Annotated in this window: 13 protein-coding genes and 1 pseudogene; 9 read left to right on the top strand and 5 right to left on the bottom strand. The window is 68.2% G+C overall.

What is annotated here, in order from left to right:
• Positions 1-6 precede the first annotated feature (6 nt).
• Both prrA and BST14_RS08905 read right to left on the bottom strand, forming a co-directional pair.
• On the bottom strand, positions 7-717 hold the full coding sequence (prrA, locus tag BST14_RS08910; RefSeq protein WP_116645677.1) for a two-component system response regulator PrrA: 711 nt from the start codon (positions 715-717) through the stop codon (positions 7-9).
• Positions 714-2036 (bottom strand): MFS transporter, encoded by a 1323-nt coding sequence (locus BST14_RS08905; RefSeq protein ID WP_083064177.1) that lies wholly within the window; start codon positions 2034-2036, stop codon positions 714-716. Before BST14_RS08905 ends, prrA begins: the two co-directional genes overlap by 4 nt.
• 169 nt (positions 2037-2205) lie before the next feature.
• On the opposite strand from BST14_RS08905, the gene BST14_RS08900 reads away from it, so the two are divergent.
• Positions 2206-3396: a glycosyltransferase family 4 protein gene (locus BST14_RS08900; protein ID WP_083064149.1), complete on the top strand. Its 1191-nt coding sequence runs from the start codon at positions 2206-2208 to the stop codon at positions 3394-3396.
• Positions 3393-5513: an amylo-alpha-1,6-glucosidase gene (locus tag BST14_RS08895; protein WP_083064148.1), complete on the top strand. Its 2121-nt coding sequence runs from the start codon at positions 3393-3395 to the stop codon at positions 5511-5513. The genes BST14_RS08900 and BST14_RS08895 overlap by 4 nt, the downstream gene beginning before the upstream one ends.
• Positions 5514-5531: 18 nt before the next feature.
• Here the strand turns inward: BST14_RS08895 and BST14_RS08890 are convergent, their stop codons facing one another.
• The gene (locus BST14_RS08890; RefSeq protein WP_083064147.1) at positions 5532-7013 is read right to left on the bottom strand and encodes an acetyl-coenzyme A carboxylase carboxyl transferase subunits beta/alpha; all 1482 of its coding nucleotides are present in this window, start codon (positions 7011-7013) and stop codon (positions 5532-5534) included.
• Positions 7014-7040: 27 nt separating this feature from the next.
• On the opposite strand from BST14_RS08890, the gene BST14_RS08885 reads away from it, so the two are divergent.
• From BST14_RS08885 to BST14_RS08855, 7 genes are all read left to right on the top strand, one after another.
• On the top strand, positions 7041-7772 hold the full coding sequence (locus BST14_RS08885) for an enoyl-CoA hydratase (protein ID WP_083064146.1): 732 nt from the start codon (positions 7041-7043) through the stop codon (positions 7770-7772).
• Positions 7773-7777: 5 nt separating this feature from the next.
• Positions 7778-8887 carry an MBL fold metallo-hydrolase gene (locus BST14_RS08880; RefSeq protein ID WP_083064145.1) on the top strand — a complete coding sequence of 370 codons (1110 nt, stop codon included), beginning with the start codon at positions 7778-7780 and terminating at the stop codon, positions 8885-8887.
• 40 nt (positions 8888-8927) lie between these two features.
• Positions 8928-10511 (top strand): serine hydrolase, encoded by a 1584-nt coding sequence (locus BST14_RS08875; RefSeq protein WP_083064144.1) that lies wholly within the window; start codon positions 8928-8930, stop codon positions 10509-10511.
• Positions 10508-12898 carry an HAD-IC family P-type ATPase gene (locus BST14_RS08870; RefSeq protein WP_083064143.1) on the top strand — a complete coding sequence of 797 codons (2391 nt, stop codon included), beginning with the start codon at positions 10508-10510 and terminating at the stop codon, positions 12896-12898. Before BST14_RS08875 ends, BST14_RS08870 begins: the two co-directional genes overlap by 4 nt.
• 66 nt (positions 12899-12964) lie before the next feature.
• The gene (locus BST14_RS08865) at positions 12965-13153 is read left to right on the top strand and encodes an antitoxin (protein WP_083064142.1); all 189 of its coding nucleotides are present in this window, start codon (positions 12965-12967) and stop codon (positions 13151-13153) included.
• Between the two features lie 3 nt (positions 13154-13156).
• A complete protein-coding gene (locus BST14_RS08860) occupies positions 13157-13630 on the top strand; it encodes a type II toxin-antitoxin system Rv0910 family toxin (RefSeq protein ID WP_083064141.1) in 474 nt (157 codons plus the stop codon).
• Positions 13631-13688: 58 nt separating this feature from the next.
• Positions 13689-14117 carry a hypothetical protein gene (locus BST14_RS08855; protein WP_083064140.1) on the top strand — a complete coding sequence of 143 codons (429 nt, stop codon included), beginning with the start codon at positions 13689-13691 and terminating at the stop codon, positions 14115-14117.
• 4 nt (positions 14118-14121) lie between these two features.
• Here the strand turns inward: BST14_RS08855 and BST14_RS08850 are convergent, their stop codons facing one another.
• Both BST14_RS08850 and BST14_RS08845 read right to left on the bottom strand, forming a co-directional pair.
• Positions 14122-14598, bottom strand: coding sequence for a VOC family protein (locus BST14_RS08850; protein WP_083064176.1), 477 nt, complete (start codon positions 14596-14598; stop codon positions 14122-14124).
• A 2-nt stretch (positions 14599-14600) separates the two neighbouring features.
• Positions 14601-16114, bottom strand: a pseudogene (locus BST14_RS08845) (carotenoid oxygenase family protein).
• Between the last annotated feature and the right edge of the window lie 599 nt (positions 16115-16713).

Here is a 16713-nt window from a genome sequence, read left to right as displayed (position 1 = left end):
AGCTGATTACTGCATGCGCAGCACGAATCCCACTCCGCGCACGGTGTGCAGCAGCCGGGGGCCGCCGTTCGCCTCCAGCTTGCGGCGCAGGTATCCGATGAACACATCGACGACGTTGGTGTCGGCGGCGAAGTCATAACCCCACACCAGCTCGAGCAGCTGCGCGCGGGACAGCACCGCGGTCTTGTGTTCGGCCAGCACCGCCAGCAGGTCGAATTCCCGCTTGGTCAAATCGACGTCGACGCCATTGACCCGGGCACGCCGGCCCGGGATGTCGACCTCCAGCGGACCGACCGTGATGGTTTCGGAGGACGATGTGGCGGTGGCGCCGCGGCGGCGCAGCAGCGCCTTGACCCGCGCCACGAGCTCGGCCAGTACGAAGGGCTTGACCAGGTAATCGTCGGCGCCGGCCTCCAAGCCCGCCACCCGATCGTCGACGGAGCTGCGGGCGGACAGCACGCAGACGGGAACGTCGTTGTCCATGGCGCGCAGCGCCGTGACGACGCTGACGCCGTCCAGTACCGGCATGTTGATGTCCAGCACGATCGCGTCCGGGCGCGTCTCGGTGGCGCTGCGCAACGCCTCGGCGCCGTCGACCGCCGTCGATACCTCGAATCCGGACAGACGCAGGCCGCGTTCCAGCGACGCGAGCACATCCGAATCGTCGTCGACGACCAAGACTCGCGGCGAGTTAACTCCTGTGTCCATGCCGCCTATTTTGCCTGATTGTCGGCTATGGCTGTGGGAGGAACACCCCTCGGGTCGCGCGGACAGCGGTCTGGGCCCGCCGCGCGGCGACCGGAGACATCGACGAGGGTAGGCGGGGCGGGCAACCGGGCCGCCCGACGCAGCATGGGCGCGAACCCGACCCAGATGGTCAGCGATCCCAGCGAAAGCGCGGCGAGCAGTAAAAACGCGACACGGAATCCGAGATGCTGGGCGACACCTCCGCCCAGTATCGGGCTGAGGGCGCCGCCCAGGCCCTGGGCCGCCATGATCACGCCTTGGCCGACGTTGACGTGGCCGGTGCCGTCCAGGATGCGGGCCACCAGGCCGGGTACCGCTACCGAAAGCATCCCGGCGCCGATGCCGTCGAGCACCTGTACCGGGACGACCCCCCAACCGGTGATGACGCCGGCAGCGAGCACACCGCGTATCGGCAGCGCGGTCAGTGCGATGAGAATCGCCGGCCAGTACCCGCGAGTCGCCGCGATTCTCATCGCAACCAGCGACGCCGGAATCATCACGGCCTGAGCGACGACGACGGTGCTCGCCACGGTGGTGAACGGGTTGGCGTGCGTGGCCACCACGGCCATGCCGTACAGCGGCAACATCGCGGCATTACCGAGGTGAAAGAGCGCCATCGTCGCGGCGAGCACCAGCAACGGACGAGACTGCACGAGGACTCGCATTTTGCTGATCGGGGCCTCGCCTGTGGCCCGTGCCTCGCCGCGAGCGACGTGATGATCGATGTCGCGCGCGGGGATCGCCAGCACCGACGCGATGGTGACCACAGCGAAAACCGCAGCGAGACAGAAGATTCCGGTGTATCCGAATAGCCAGCCGCATATCCCGCCGATGGCGGCCCCGGCCATGTTGCCCGCGTGATTGTAGGCCTGATTTCGTCCGTTCTGCCGGGTGAACGCGACCTGACCGACCACCCCGAGCGTGATCCCGATCATCGCCGGGGCGATGGTCGCCCCAGAAATACACATGACGGCCTGCGCGATGGCGACCGTCCAGAAGTGCCGGGACGTCAGGATCACGGCCGAGGCCGCGACGGCGGCCTGGCCGACGACGATGACGCAGGCCCGTTTGTACCTGGTGGCGTCCACGAGCGCGCCCGCAGGTGCGACCGTCCCCATGCCGACGATCGCGCCGAGTGTCATCGCCGCGCCGATGGTGCCGGTCGCCCAGCCACGGCTTTGCAGCAGCACACCCAGGAAGGGCCCCATGCCGGCCTCCATGTCGGCCATGAAGAAGTGCACGGCCTGTAGTGCAACCCGATCCCGTCTGGGAGACCGCGCAGCCGCCATCCGTTGGTCACGCATTCCTTGATTGTGGCGAACTCCGACGGCGGCGTTCAGCCGGTGATAGCGGCGCCACACGCCAACCTCCTTGGCCGGACACGCTTTAACGATAATAATTAGCACTCGACGGCTAGGAGTGCTAATGCGTGTGATGGAGTTGTAAGGAGGAATGTCAATGCGCGGCACTGATTTCGTGGTACCCGCCGATATCTCGGATTCCAGCCGATCGCTGCGGATCGTGCTTGTCGCCCCGCCGTACTTCGACATCCCGCCGGCCGGGTACGGCGGCGTGGAGGCCGTCGTGGCGGATCTCGCCGACAGCCTGGTAAGCAGGGGCCACCGGGTCACCCTGCTCGGCGCCGGCGAATCGGGCACGGCGGCCGAGTTCGTTCCGCTGTGGGACAGGCCGCTGCCGGAGCGTCTCGGCGAGCCCTATCCGGAAGTCATGCATGCGCTGAAGGTACGGAGCGCCATCAAACGGATTGCGGCAGAGGACGGGGTGGATATCGTGCACGATCACACCTTCGCCGGGCCGATGAATGCACCGATCTATCAGGCGCTCGGCGTGCCCACCCTGATCACCGTGCACGGCCCGATCGACGACGACCTGCAGCCGTATTACCGCGAGCTCGGTGCCGATGTCGGTCTGGTGGCGATCAGCGATCGTCAGCGCGAACTGGCCCCCGACCTGAATTGGGTTGGCCGCGTACACAATGCGCTGCGGATCGAGGACTGGCCGTTCGAAACGGAAAAGCACGACTATGCGCTTTTCCTGGGGCGCTACGCGCCGTATAAGGGTGCGCACCTGGCGTTGCAGGCCGCTCACGAGGCCGGGATCCCGCTCGTGCTTGCCGGCAAGTGCAGCGAACCCGCGGAAAAAGAGTACTTCGAGGATTGCGTCCGGCCGCTGCTCACCGAAAACGATCATGTCTTCGGTGAGGCCGACGCCGTCAGCAAGCGAAGGCTGTTGTCGCGCGCGCGTTGCCTACTGTTCCCCATTCAGTGGGAGGAGCCGTTCGGCATCGTGATGATCGAGGCGATGGTCTGCGGCACGCCCGTCGTCGCGTTGCGCGGCGGCGCCGTGCCGGAGGTGGTCGTCGACCGGATAACGGGTCTGGTTTGCGACCGCGAGGATCAGCTGCCCGACGCGATCGCTGGGGTTCGGACGCTGGATCCGTACGCGTGCCGACGGCATGTTGCCACGAATTTCAATGTGGCACAGTTCGGTTCCGCGTACGAGGTGATATATCGCGACGTCGTGCAGCGGGCGACGGGTGCGCCGCGACGTATGCGGAGTTCGGGTTTGGTCGAATCGCTGGAGTGTGGGAGGCGACCGTGCGACTTCAGGCAGAAGGCGATGGCATGACTGTCGCGACGGCGTTCAACAGTGGCGCGCCGGTCCAGCTCGGGTCCGGCGGCGACGCCGTGGCGCTGGTGGAGGGCGGGACGTTTTGTCTGTCCAACCGGCACGGTGACGTGCCGGTTGGGACCTCATACGGGTTGTTTTTCCGCGATGCCCGGGTCCTCTCCCGCTGGGAGCTGCGGGTGGACGGCCAGCTGCCCGAAACGTTGTCGGTGGAATCGGCGGAAGCGTTCGCCGCCCAGTTCATTCTGCGACGGGCCCCCCGTTCGGGGCTTGCCGACAGCACGCTGCTGATCGTGCGCGAGCGGCTGGTCGCCGACGGCCTGCGGGAAACCATTTCACTGCACAACCTCGACAAGGAAAGCACGGTGGTCTCCCTCGGGCTGCATGCCGACGCGGACTTCGCGGACCTGTTCGCGGTCAAGGAAGGGCGGGCAGCGACGACGGGTGCCGATATGAACGTCGCCGATGGGGAGCTCGTGTTGCGGGGCCGCTTCGACCAGGTGCGCGGCCTCACGGTGTCCGCCAGCGGTGACCCCGTTGTCGTGCCGGGGTCGCTGAACTGGCGGGTGGTGGTGCCCCCCGGGGGACGCTGGCAAACCGAGATCATGGTGCAGCCGACGTGGTCGAACCGGAAGATCCGCACCCGGTTTCCGCGCGGGAAGGACGTCGAGTCCAGCGCACCGGCCCGCAAGATCGAGGCGTGGCGGGACACCGCCACAACGGTCGAGACCGACCACGCCGGATTGACTCAGGTGTTGCGGCAGACGGAAAGCGATCTGGGCGCCTTGCTGATCCACGACGCCGACGGCCGCGGCCGACCGTATGTGGCGGCCGGCGCCCCGTGGTTCATGACGTTGTTCGGCCGAGACAGCTTGCTGACCGCATGGATGGCCCTTCCGTTGGAGGTCGGACTCTCGATCGGGACGCTGCAGCGGCTCGCCGCCGTGCAGGGGCGGCGCGTCGATGCCCTCACCGAAGAAGAACCCGGTCGCATCATGCACGAAATCCGACGCGGCCCGGCCAGCACCGACGTGCTGGGCGGCAGTGTCTATTACGGCACGGCGGATGCCACTCCGCTATTCGTGATGCTGCTCGCCGAAAGCTGGCGGTGGGGCGCCGACCAGGCCGTCATCCGGTCGTTGCTGCCCGCGGCCGACGCCGCACTCGCCTGGGTGGAACGGTACGGCGACCGGGACGGCGACGGTTTTGTCGAGTATCGGCGGGCCACCGACCGGGGTCTGATCAACCAGGGCTGGAAGGACAGCTTCAACGGCATCAACGACGCTGCGGGCCGGGTCGCCGAACCGCCGATCGCGCTATGTGAGGTGCAAGGGTATGTATACGCGGCGCTGATGTCCCGCGCCGAACTCGCCGAAGGTTTCGGCGAGTCTGTCCAAGCGGCCCAGCTTCGGGAGCGCGCGCAACGGTTACGAGCCAGGTTCGCCGAGGCGTTCTGGCTGCCCGACCGCGGCTGGTATGCGGTCGCGCTCGACGGACGCAAGGACCAAGTCGACGCGTTGACGAGCAATGTCGGCCACTGCCTGTGGACGGGCATTGCGACCGACGAGCACGCGGCGGCGATCGTGGAGCGGCTGGCCGGCGAGGAGATGGACTCGGGTTTCGGCCTGCGCACGCTGGCCACCAGCATGGGTGCTTATAACCCCATGAGCTACCACAACGGCTCCGTCTGGCCGCACGACACCGCGATCACGGTGGCCGGGTTATTGCGGTACGGCCATGTCCCTGGCGCGGTGGCGCTGGCCGAGCGTCTGGCGACGGGGCTGCTCGATGCGGCCGCCGCCTTTGGCGGCCGCCTTCCCGAGCTGTTCTGCGGGTTCCCCCGTTCGCAATTCCTCTTCCCGGTGCCCTATCCCACGTCCTGCTCGCCGCAAGCCTGGGCCAGTGCGGCACCCCTACTGTTGCTGCGGTCATTCCTGGGGCTGGACCCGCACGTGCCGAACCGTGCCCTGGCGGTGTCACCGCACCTCCCGGCCGAATGGGGCAGGGTCGCATTGACCAATCTGCGGCTGGGCGATGCGACAGTTCACCTCGAGGCCGATGGGGAAGCGGTCAAGGTGCAGGGATTGAGCGATGATTGGCAGCTGGTGAGGCCCTAGCCCCGGCCCGTAACGGGCTTACCCGGGACCGGGCAAACCGATGTTGCGGTAACGCCGCAACCGAGTGGCCAGCCGCTCAGCGGCGGGAAGCTCGCGCAGCGCCTGCACCTCGACGGCGATGGCCCGCGCCAGACGCTGCGCGAACTCGACCGGCTCGTCGGCGGCGTCGGGATGCTCGGGCACGACGGCGTCGACAATGCCTGATCGCAGCAGGTCCACCGATCGGATGCCTTGTGCGGCAGCGAGTTCGGGGGCGTGATCGGTGTCGCGGAAGACGATCGCGCTGGCGCCCTCCGGCGGCAGCGGCGCCAGCCAGCCGTGCAGTGCCGCCAGCACCCGGTCGGCGGGCACCATCGCCAGCGCCGGCCCGCCGCTGCCCTGGCCCAGCAGCACCGACACCGTCGGGGTATCCAGCGTCACCAGCTCGGCCAGGCACTGGGCGATCTGGCCGGCCAGCCCGCCCTGTTCGGCCTCGGCCGACAGGGCTGGGCCCGCGGTGTCGATCACCAACACCAGCGGCAGCCGCAGCTCGGCGGCCAGCGCCATGCCGCGCCGGGCTTCGCGCAGCGAGGCCGGCCCCACCAAACCGCCCGTCAGCCGCTGTTGGCCCAGCACCACCACCGGCTGGCCGGCGAAGCGGGCCAGCGCCAACAGCGTCGTCGCCGCCTCTCCCTGACCGGTCCCCGACAGCAGCACCCGGTCGTTGGCGCCGTGCCGCAGCAACAGCCCCACCCCGGGCCGGTCCGGCCGCCGCGACGCCACCACCGAATCCCACGCGGGGACGTCGGGTGTCGGTTCGGGGGGCGCCGGGGCGGGCAGTGGTTCGGGAGCGCCGGCGATGACCGTCATCGCGCGGTGCAGGGTGCGGCGCAGCTCATCGAGCGGGATGACGCCGTCGATCACGCCGTGCCGCTGCAGATTCTCCGCGGTCTGCACGCCCTCGGGGAACGGTTCGCCGTAGAGGAGCTGGTACACGCGCGGGCCGAGGAAGCCGATCAACGCGCCCGGCTCGGCGACCGTGACATGGCCCAGCGAGCCCCACGACGCAAACACCCCGCCGGTCGTCGGGTTGCGCAGGTATACCAGGTAGGGCAGGTGTGCCTGCTTGTGCAGCCGCACGGCCGCCGCGATCTTCACCATCTGCAGAAACGCGACGGTGCCCTCTTGCATGCGGGTGCCGCCGGAGCTCGGCGAGGCCAGCAGCGGCAGCCCCTCGGCCGTGGCCCGCTGCACCGCGGCGGTGATCCGTTCGGCCGCAACCACCCCGATCGAGCCGCCCAGGAAGCCGAACTCGCACACCACCACCGCGACCCGGCGCCCGAAGATGCGCCCCTCGCCGGTCAGCACCGACTCGTCCAGGCCCGTCGCGGCGCGGGCGTCGGCCAGCTCTTGGGCGTAGGACGCGCTGACCGGTACCGCCGGTTGCTCGGTGTCCCAGCGGAGGAAGGAATTTTGGTCAAGCACCGCATCGCGTAATTGACCAGCCGTGATACGACTCACCAGACGAGGCTATATAGGGTGGCTGCCATGATCGGTGTTACCCGGGCCGAGGCCGTGATGACCATCGAGCTGCAGCGTCCCGAGCGCCGCAACGCCTTGAACTCACAGCTGGTCGAGGAGCTGCGCGAGGCGGTGCTGAAGGCGGGCGACGGCTCCACCCGCGCGATCGTCCTGACCGGTCAGGGCACGGTGTTCTGCGCCGGTGCGGACATGTCCGGGGACGCCTTCGCCGCCGACTACCCCGACCGGCTCGTCGAGCTGCACAAGGTGCTCGACGCCACGCCGATCCCGGTCATCGGGGCCATCAACGGTCCGGCGATCGGCGCCGGACTGCAACTGGCCATGCAATGCGACCTGCGGGTGGTGGCGGCCGACGCGTTCTTTCAGTTCCCAACCTCGAAATACGGCCTGGCACTGGACAACTGGAGCATCCGGCGGTTGTCCTCCCTCGTCGGCCACGGCCGCGCCCGGGCGATGCTGCTGACGGCGGAGAAGCTGCCCGCCGACGTCGCGCTGCAAACCGGGATGGCCAACCGCATCGGCACTCTCGCCGACGCGCAGGCGTGGGCGGCCGAGATCGCCGGGCTGGCCCCGCTGGCGCTCCAGCACGCCAAGCGGGTGCTCAACGACGACGGCGCGATCGAAGAGGCCGGGCCGGTGCACAAGGAACTCTTCGATAAGGCCTGGAGCAGCCAAGACGTCATCGAAGCCCAGGTCGCCCGGATTGAGAAGCGGCCGCCGAAGTTCCAGGGGGCCTGACCACAATGCGGGGGACGCTGCGGCTAATCGCCGGTACGGCGTCGCTGGCCGCCGGAAGTTGGCTGGTGCGGGCGCTGCACGGCGCGCCGGACGCCCTCGGCGCCCACCCCGCCTCGATCGCGGAGGTGACCGCGGGTTCGCCGAACTACCGCGACGGTGTGTTCGTCAACCTCGAGCCCCCCTCGGAAGCCAGGATGGACCGCGAGCAACTGCGGCTGGTCGCGTGGGAGCTGATCGGGAACCGGAGCGGGAGCCGGCCGAAGGGGCCGATCCCGCTGGCGCCGCCGGGGATCCTGGACGCCGACCCGAGCCGCCTGGCCGTCAGTTGGTTCGGCCATTCCACGGCGCTGCTGGAGATCGACGGCTACCGGGTGCTCACCGATCCGGTGTGGAGCGACCGGTGTTCGCCGTCCGACGTCGTCGGCCCGCAGCGGCTGCACCCGCCGCCGATCCAACTCGAGGCGCTGCCCGCGGTCGACGCGGTGGTGATCAGCCATGACCACTACGACCACCTCGACATCGACACGGTCCGGGCGCTGGCCCGCACTCAGCGGGCCCCGTTCTTCGTGCCGCTCGGCATCGGGGCCCACCTGCGCAGGTGGGGGATAGCCGAGCACCGCATCGTCGAACTCGACTGGCACCAGAGCGCCAAGGTCGACGAGCTCACGCTGGTTTGCGTACCCGCGCGGCACTTCTCGGGACGCTTTCTGGACCGCAACACGACGCTGTGGGCGTCGTGGGCGTTCGTCGGCCCCACCCAGCGCGCGTACTTCGGCGGCGACACGGGCTACACCAAGAGCTTCGCGCAGATCGGCGCCGATCACGGCCCGTTTGACGTGACCCTGCTGCCCATCGGGGCGTACAACACGGCGTGGCCCGACGTGCACATGAACCCCGAGGAGGCGGTGCGCGCGCACCTGGACGTCACCGACGGTGGGCTGCTGGTGCCGATCCATTGGGGCACTTTCCGGCTGGCCCCCCACCCGTGGGCGGAGCCGGTCGAGCGCCTGCTCGCGGCCGCCGCGCCCGAGGGGGTGAACGTGGCCGTGCCGCTGCCCGGTCAACGCATCGACCCCGTGGCGCCGGAAGAATCCGATCCCTGGTGGCGGCTGTAGTTTCGGGCGGCGCGCACCGTCACCGCGTTAGGGTTCGCGGATGACCACACGCGCGGCCATGGCCGCCATCGCCGCGGCGCTGCTCGGGCTGACGGGTTGCGGCTCCGCCCAGCCGACCGCCGGGCCGCCGTCCACGCCGTCTGACGTCCCGCCCAACCAGGTCTCCGGCGTGGCGATACCGGCCGGCCGCATCGACCAGGCCGTCGCCAAGGTCGACGGGCTGGTGGGCGACCTGATGAAAAGCAGCGGCATCCCGGGAATGGCCGTGGCCATTGTGCACGACGGGAAGGTGTTGTACGCCAAAGGCTTTGGCATCAAAGACGTCGGCAAGGGGCAGGCTCAAGACAACAAGGTGGACGCCGACACCGTCTTCCAGCTGGCGTCGGTGTCCAAGTCGGTCGGCGCGACGGTGATCGCACACGAAGTCAGCGACAACGTCGTCGCATGGGACACGCCCGTCGCGTCCAAGCTGCCGTGGTTCACGCTGAGCGATCCGTACGTCACCAGCCACGTGACCGTCGGCGACCTGTATTCGCATCGCTCCGGGCTGCCCGACCACGCCGGCGACAAGCTCGAAGACCTGGGCTACGACCGTCGGCAAACGCTCGAGCGGCTGAAGTACCTGCCGCTGGATCCGTTCCGAATCAGCTACGCCTACACCAACTATGGGATCACCGCCGGGGCAGAAGCGGTCGCGGCCGCTGCGGGCAAGCCATGGGAGGACCTATCCGACGAGGTGCTCTACCGCCCGCTGGGAATGGCGTCGACCAGCTCGCGGTTCGCCGACTTCCTCGCCCGGCCCAACCACGCGGTCAACCACATCAAGATCGACGGCAAGTGGCAGGCCCGGTTCCAGCGTGACCCCGATCCCCAGTCGCCCGCGGGCGGCGTGAGCTCATCGGTGAACGACATGGCCCGCTGGCTGATGATGTTGCTGGGCAACGGAACCTACAACGGCCGGCGGATCGCCTCGCCGGAAGCGTTGCTGCCCGCCACCAGCCCGCAGATGGTGTCGGCGCCCGCGAAAACTCCGCAGGCGCGCACCGGGTTCTACGGATACGGCTTCAACTGCTCGGTGGACTCCTCGGGACGCACCGAGTACAGCCATTCGGGCGCTTTCGATCTGGGCGCGGCGACCAACTTCGTCGTGCTGCCCGCCGAGGATTTGGGCATCGTCGCGCTGACCAACGCCGCACCCTACGGCATCCCGGAAACGCTTACCGCCGAGTTCATGGACCTCGTCCAGTACGGCCACGTCCGCGAGGACTGGGGGCCCCTGTACAACAAGGCGATCGGCTGGCTGAACAACCCGCTGGGCTCACTGGTGGGCAAGCAGCCCCCGGCCAACCCCGCGCCGGCCAGACCGCTCAGCGACTACGCCGGCGTCTACGCCAGCGACTACTGGGGGCCGGCCGTCGTCACCGAACACGACGGCGCGCTGCAACTGGCGATGGGTCCGAAAAGCCGGACGGTCACCCTCACCCACTGGGACGGTGACACCTTCACCTTCCCGCTGACCGACGAAAACGCCCCACCCGGAACGATTTCAAAGGCTGTCTTCATGGGCGCCACGCTGAACCTGGAGTACTACGACTCCGACAAGCTGGGGACCTTCACGCGATGACTCTCGCTGCTACGTCTGGTCTGACCGACGCCGATGTGGCGCAGCGGGTGGCCGACGGCAAGACCAACGCGGTGCGGCAACGTGCCACGCGCAGCATCACCGACATCGTGCGCGCCAACGTCTTTACCCGGATCAACGCGATCCTGGGGGTGCTGCTGCTGATCGTGCTGGCCACCGGCTCGCTGATCAACGGCATGTTCGGGCTGCTGATCATCGCCAACAGCGTCGTCGGCATGGTTCAGGAGATCCGGGCCAAGCAAACCCTGGACAAGCTGGCGATCGTGGGGCAGGCGAAACCCTTGGTGCGCAGGCAATCCGGAACACGGGCGGTGCCGCCCGGCGAGGTGGTGCTGGACGACATCATCGAGCTGGGCCCCGGGGATCAGGTCGTCGTCGACGGCGAGGTCGTCGAAGAGGCGAATCTGGAAGTCGACGAGTCGCTGCTGACCGGTGAGGCCGACCCGATCGCCAAGGCCGCCGGTGACGCGGTGCTATCGGGCAGTTTCGTCGTCGCCGGCAGCGGCGCCTATCGCGCCACCAAGGTCGGACCGGACGCGTATGCGACCAGGCTCGCCGAGGAGGCCAGCAAGTTCACCCTGGTGAAATCCGAACTGCGCAACGGCATCAACCGCATCCTGCAATTCATCACCTACCTCTTGGTGCCGGCCGGTCTGCTCACCATCTACACCCAGCTGTTCGCCACCACGCACCCGGGCTGGCGGCAGGCCGTGCTGCGCACCGTCGGCGCGCTGGTCCCCATGGTCCCCGAAGGGCTGGTGTTGCTGACGTCGGTCGCGTTCGCGGTTGGGGTCGTCCGGCTCGGTCAGCGCCGCTGCCTGGTGCAGGAACTGCCGGCCATCGAGGGACTCGCTCGGGTCGACGTGGTCTGCGCGGACAAGACCGGCACCCTGACCGAAAGCGGCATGCGGGTCGCGCGCGTCGACGAACTCGACCAACCGGGGGAGCGCGAGCCCATCGCCGACGTGCTGGCCGCGTTGGCCGCCCAGGACCCGCGACCCAACGCGAGCATGCGAGCGATCGCCGAGACCTACAGCGAGCCGCCGGGCTGGACCGCCACGGCGACAGCGCCTTTCAAGTCGGCCACCAAGTGGAGCGGGGTGTCCTTCGCCGGCCACGGCCATTGGGTGATGGGAGCGCCCGACGTGCTGCTCGAGCCGGGATCGGCGGCCGCCGAACAGGCCGAACGGATCGGCGCGCAGGGGCTGCGGGTCCTGCTGGTCGCGACCGGCGGCGTCGCCGTCGACCACCCGAACGCGCCTGGCCGCGTCACCCCCGTCGCGCTGGTGATCCTGGAACAAAAGGTGCGACCGGATGCCCGCGCGACGTTGGATTACTTTGCCGGTCAAGGCGTTTCGGTCAAGGTTCTGTCCGGCGACAACGCCGTGTCGGTCGGTGCCGTCGCCGGCAAGCTCGGACTGCGCGGCGAGACGATGGACGCGCGCCAATTGCCCGCGGAGCCGGCACTATTGGCCGACGCGCTAGACACCCACACCACGTTCGGCCGGGTCCGGCCCGACCAGAAGCGCGCCATCGTGCACGCCCTGCAATCGCACGGCCACGCGGTGGCGATGACCGGCGACGGCGTCAACGACGTGCTGGCCCTCAAGGACGCCGACATCGGCGTCGCGATGGGCGCCGGCAGCCCGGCGTCTCGCGCCGTTGCTCAAATCGTCCTGCTGGACAACAGATTTGCCACGTTGCCCTACGTCGTCGGCGAGGGACGCCGGGTGATCGGCAATATCGAGCGCGTCGCCAACCTGTTCTTGACCAAGACGGTCTACTCGGTCCTGCTGGCCTTGCTGGTGGGCATCGAATGCCTGCTCGCCAAACCCTTGAAGGCCGACCCGCTGCTGTATCCGTTCCAACCCATCCACGTCACCATCGCCGCCTGGTTCACCATCGGCATACCGTCGTTCATCCTGTCGCTGGCGCCCAACAACGAACGCGCCCACTCGGGCTTGGTGCGCCGGGTGCTCACCTCGGCGCTGCCCTGCGGACTGATCGTCGGAGCCGCGACGTTCGCCTCCTACCTGCTGGCCTATCACGGCCGTCACGCCACCTTCGCCCAACAGGATCAGGCGTCGACCGCGGCGCTGATCACGTTGCTGATGACGGCGCTGTGGGTGCTGGCGGTGGTGGCCCGCCCCTACCAGTGGTGGCGGGTGGCGCTGATAATCGCTTCGGGCCTGGCCTATGTGGTGATTTTCAGCCTTCCGCTGGCGCGCAAGGCGTTCCTGCTCGACCCCTCCAATGTCGCGGTGACCTCCATGGCGCTGGGCGTCGGCGTGCTGGGCGCGGCCGCGATCGAGGCCGCCTGGTGGGTCCGGGCCAGAGCGCTGGGTGTGCAGCCGCGGTTGTGGCGCTGAGCGCGCCGAACTCACCGCGGGGCGTCGTCACCGGCCAAGTACGATGCCGGGGGAAAGGGAGGGCGCATGGGGTTCCTGGACAAGGCGAAGGACCTGTTGTCGCAGAACGCCGACAAGGTCGAAAACGCGATCGACAAGGCCGGCGAGTTCGTCGACGACAAGACGCAGGGCAAATACACCGACACCATCCACCAGGTGCAGGAGCAGGCCAAGAAGGCCACCGGCGCCGCGGACACCGGCGACCAGCAGAACTGAGCTATGGCCAAGCTTTCCGGATCCATCGATGTCCCGCTGCCGCCCGAGGTCGCCTGGCAGCACGCCTCTGACCTGTCCCGGTACAAGGACTGGCTGACCATTCACCGGGTGTGGCGCAGCACCTTGCCCGACGAGATCGACAAGGGCACGGTCGTCGAGTCGATCGTCGAGGTCAAGGGCATGTACAACCGGATCAAATGGACGGTGGTGCGCTACAAGCCGCCCGAGGGCATGACGCTCAACGGCGACGGCGTCGGCGGGGTCAAGGTCAAGCTGATGGCCAAGATCGCGCCCAGGGACGACGGCTCGGTGGTCAGCTTCGACGTGCATTTGGGCGGTCCCGCGCTGTTCGGGCCCATCGGCATGATCGTCGCCGCAGCCCTGCGCGGCGACATCGACCGATCGCTGGAGAATTTCGTCACGGTTTTCACCCGATCCGACCCGAGCACGAACGGCGACGGCAGGGCTCGCCGCTGACCGCCGATAGTTTGCCCGCTCACGTGGGCCGGTGTCGCAGTCCGATAATCTCGCTACCATGACGCGCCGACTGCGGCCCGGTTGGCTGGTGGCGTTTTTTGCCGTGGTGGTGTCGGCGAGCGCATGGCTGCCGTGGCTGAGGACGACCGTGAACGGCGGGGGCTGGGCCAACGCCATCGGGGGCGCCCACGGCAACCTCGAACTGCCACCGGGGTTCGGCGCGGGTCAGCTCATCGTGCTGTTGGCATCGACGCTGCTGGTGGTCGGCGCGATGATCGGTCGTGGTCTGTCGGTGAGGGTGGCTTCGGTTGCCGCCCTGATGATTTCGTCGCTGCTGGTGGCGCTGACGGCGTGGTATTACAAGCTCAACGTCCACCCACCGGTGTCGGCCGAATACGGCCTCTACGTCGGAGCGGGTGCCGCCGTGTGCGCGGTGGCGTGCTCTCTGGTGGCCGTCATCGCCGCGCTGGCCGCGGGTCGGCGGTGACCCGTCAGTTCGACGGAAATTCGTGTGTGCCCGACCCTGCGCTCTCACGGGGCTCGTTGACGCCGAACACGAAGGGCGCGAACACGATTTCGCGGCCGTCCGGATCGCGGAAGGTGACCGCGCCCGTCGCCTCCCAATACGGATGCTGTTCCACGGGTTCGACGCCCGCCGCGCGCAGGCGTTCGAACGCGGCGTGCTGCACCCGTCGGTCGGGGAAGTACAGACACAGCTGCTCGTGCGGGTCCACCGCGACGGGATCGACGGACTCCACGATCTCCAGGGTCAAATTCCAGCTGGGCAGACCGAAGATGGCGCCGTTGCTGCCGAAGCTGCCGCCGAACGTCTCGAAGAGTGGAAGGCCTACCAGTTCGCGGTAGAAACGCACTGTTTGGTCGAAGTTCGAGGACCGGCGCGCGAAGCGCAGGCCGCCGATCGGCGCCAGCTGCGGCGGCCAGTGGGTCATCCGGCGGCGATGCGGCATCGTCACAGCCCAATCGCGCCGGCCGCCGACTCGGCGGTACGCCACCGTCGCAGCTGCTCCCCGGGCGCCCACGTCGAATGCGTTCCGCTCGAAATGCGCTCGGGGAGTTGAAGTTTGCACACCGGGCCGTCGCCGACCCGGGCGGCGTCGAACACCAGGCAATAGCAGGCGTCGGTGTTCATGTCGGTGGTGAGGGTGACCAGGTAGCCGTCGTCTTCACCGGTGGCGCCCACGCGCGGCGCCATCGCGGTCTCGCTGCCGTAGACGCCGTCACCGAACGCGAACCCCTCCTCGCGCCCGGTGCGCAGGTCGTGTTTGACCAGACCGTCGAACAAGAACCAGCCGGGCTTGCCGGTGGCGGCGTAGGCGTAGCGGTAGTCGCGCGCGGCGTGGTCGGGATTGATGGTGCCGAATTCGGTGATGGACTCCGAGAGCTGCTCTTCTCGCACCGCGCCGGTGATCAGGTTGAAGCGCCACCGATGCAGGCGGGCCTGCAGGCGGTCCAGGGCGAGGAAGCGAAACAGCCTCTCCCACTTGGTGCCTCCGGCATCCAAGGGCGACGGTTCACCTTCGAAGAATCCGTCGAGCACGATCTCGTCGCCGTCCTCGTAGGCGTTGGTGAAGTGCAGCACGAAGGTGGGATCGGCCTCGAACCAGCGGATGTCCCCGGTGTTGCCGCGGCGCGGGATCACCGCGAATCGCGATGGCATGTCGGGATAGAAACGGGGGAGGTGCACGTCGTGCTCGAGCAGCTGGGATCCCAGAACAGTGGGAAATCGTTGAGGACGGCGTAGTTTTCGGTGAACGCCATGTCGTGGGGGAGCCGTGCCCCGGGCAACGGGACATCGACGTAGTGAGCCAGCTCGTCGCGCTCATCGACCACGCCGTAATGCATGTACGGCTCTTGCTTGCCGTAGTTGAAGAACAGGAACTCGCCGGTCAAGTTGTCAACCTTGGGATGTGCGGACGCCCCCCAACCGGCCGGGAAGCCGCCGTTCCACAACTCCTTGCCGAGGGTGTCGGCCGTATAGGGGTCGATCCGGTACAGGTCGCCGCACTGGTAGAAACTGGTCAGCGCCACCCCGCGGTAAACGATGACGTCCGTGCTCGACGCGTCCTTCATCCGGGTGCGCGCGCCCCACCCGTGCTCGCGCCGGGCCAGTTGGACGGGCTCGGCCAGACCCGGCCACAGCGGCTCGCCGGCCTCATTCTCGGCCAGGAAACCGTCGGTCCGGACGAATCGGTTGCGGTAGAAGGCCTTTCCGTCTCGGAAGCCGACCACGTGCACCATGCCGTCCCCGTCGAACGGGTGATAGGTCTTCAAGGCCGGGTGTAGCGGGTTCTCGGTGTTGCGCAGGTAGACACCGTCAAGGTCGCGCGGGACCTCGCCCTCGACGGCGACCAGGTCGTCGGCGTCCCACTCGGTCGTCTGGGGGCGCCATGGGCCGGTTCGGTAGGGGTGATCGTCGTCGTCGGGCAGGGTGGACAAAAACTTGCCGACGATTTCAACATCCATGGTCAGGGCCTTCGGTGCCGCTGACGACGAAACCGCTTTGGTAGCCACCGAGAATCCATTCACCGGGCGAGCCATCCATAGGCCGACGGTACTCCCGCAGGGGGGCGTTGTTGAGATCTATGGGCGAGCCGATTGTCGGCCGGGTGGGGGTTGAAGGTCCAACGAGAGGGCGGCCCCGTCGGCTCTCGGGCTGAACCGACGGGACCTAGGCGGGCACGAAGGCCGGCCGACGTGCTCGCCTCTGTTGGATCATTGCCGCCCATGACGGTCGACAAACATGCTGACCCAATCTGTTTCAGTGTGGCACGCCGTTCGCGCCGTGCCAGGCGAATGGCGAAGGTTGTTTTTCGTATGTGCAACAGTGTCCGTGGCGGTCCATCGGCACGGAGTGCAGCTGCAGCAATGTGGTGCGCTTGTACCGGAACGGCCCGCCTCGTAGCGACAGGAGTGCCCGCGGCGGACGGGCGTCCCGGCTGGGCCCCACCGGTCTGTGCCCCGTCCTGGCGGCGCCCCGGCGTCGCGTAATCGAGTTCGCCGGCGTTCGCGGCAAAGCCGTGAACGCTTACCAGCTGTGCGGATCGGCCGCGAGCTAACTGTCG

It is taken from the genome of Mycobacterium arosiense ATCC BAA-1401 = DSM 45069 (genome assembly GCF_002086125.1).
Taxonomy (GTDB): Bacteria; Actinomycetota; Actinomycetes; order Mycobacteriales; family Mycobacteriaceae; genus Mycobacterium; species Mycobacterium arosiense.
The sequence above is the reverse complement of the archived record's forward strand: the minus strand, read 5'-3'. Positions and strand labels throughout refer to the sequence as shown.